This is a genomic window from Asaia astilbis JCM 15831 (assembly GCF_000613845.1).
GTDB classification, from domain to species: domain Bacteria; phylum Pseudomonadota; class Alphaproteobacteria; order Acetobacterales; family Acetobacteraceae; genus Asaia; species Asaia astilbis.
On sequence record NZ_BAJT01000041.1, the window covers coordinates 1 to 1617 of the forward strand.

2 protein-coding genes are annotated in these 1617 nt (G+C 54.5%); both read left to right on the forward strand.

Annotated elements, in window-relative coordinates; genetic code table 11:
- The coding region (locus tag JCM15831_RS19720; RefSeq protein WP_198024370.1) for a beta strand repeat-containing protein at positions 1–1349 on the forward strand (1349 nt) is incomplete at its 5' end.
- Positions 1289–1617, forward strand: a 329-nt coding sequence (locus JCM15831_RS20705; RefSeq protein WP_198024371.1) for an autotransporter-associated beta strand repeat-containing protein, incomplete at its 3' end; no start/stop codon positions are given. The genes JCM15831_RS19720 and JCM15831_RS20705, both read left to right, overlap by 61 nt.

Consider the following 1617-nt stretch of genomic DNA (forward strand, 5'->3'; position numbering starts at 1 on the left):
GAACGGCAATCGGTAGCAATGGCACATTGTCTCTCGGAAATGGCGGCACGAGCGGACGTATAGGCAATACCTCAGCAATCGCTAATAACGGCACGCTAAACGTTAATCATAGCGATACCGTCAGCATCGGTCAGACCATCTCCGGATCCGGTAATTTGAACCAGATCGGCACTGGGACGACGGTTCTGACAGGCAATAACAGTTATACAGGTGCGACCACGGTCTCGTCGGGGGTACTTCAGGTCGACGGAAACCAGAGCGCTGCGACAGGTACCACTACGGTGCAGTCTAGTGCACAGCTTGGCGGTTCAGGCACGATCGGTGGTAATGTCATCGTGGACGAAAACGGGACTCTCTCACCCGGCGCCGGGTCTGGCTCTGTCGGAACCTTGTCGATCAATGGGAACCTGACCCTAGCTGATGGCTCGATCCAGAACTGGGATCTTGGGCAAGCATTTACTGCGGGTGGTAAATATAATGACCTTGTCGAGGTCAAGGGCGACATCGACTTTGGCGGCACGCTGAATGTTTCTGGCGTTGCCGGTGGCTCGAGTACGGTACCGATTGATTCAGGTGCCGGCCTCGGTCGTGGTGTCTATCGTATCTATAATTACGATGGTTCATTGCTTTCCTCGACAGCTAAGCTGGGAAATGTCCAGACCGCAACCGGGACGACGCTTGAGTTGCAGACGGCTGTCGATAAGGAAATCAATCTCGTTGTGAGTGACGGGACCCTGAACTATTGGGATGGAACGAACGGGACCGGTGACAAGCAGGTTGATGGCGGAGATGGCACCTGGACACCAGTAAATGGAACGGGAACCAGCAACTGGACGAGTTCAGATGGCTCGACGAACGCTCCCTGGACCACCGGGCAGTTTGCTATTTTTCAGGGACAAGCGGGCACCGTTACAGTCAGCGATCAGAACATTGACGGATCATCGGCTGATGTCACCTTCAGCGGCATGCAATTTGCTAATAGTGATGGTAAATCCTATAAAATTACGGGTGACGATCTTTACGCGTCGACGGGCACAACCACGATCCGCGTAGGTGACGGGACGAGCGACGGGGCATCCATTACTGCTGAACTGAATGCCGTCATCAATGATAGCAATGTTGCCGGCGGTACAGGGCTCGAAAAGACTGATGCCGGAACGTTGGTGATTACAAAAGATCAGACTTATACGGGGGCCACCACGATCGGTGGGGCACCTTGCAGCTTGGTAATGGCGGCACGGCAGGCCGTATCGCAACCAGTTCTGCCATCCATAATAACGGTCAGCTCGTGGTTAATCACAGCGACGCAGTCAGTCTCGATCAGGTCATTGATGGAACCGGCTCCCTGACACAGGCAGGAACAGGCACGACCACGCTGACCGCCGATAATACTTACACGGGTGCGACATCGATCACGAACGGCACTCTGGCTTTGAATGGTTCGGGTGCGATTGCCTCCTCGTCAGGTGTGCATAACAACGGCACCTTCGATGTCTCGAACACGACGTCATCTACGTCCTCAATCCAGGCTCTCGATGGCGCTGGTAGCACCGTTCTGGGTGACAAAACGCTGGTTCTGACCAACGCCAACTCGACGTTTGGCAATAACTATTCGGG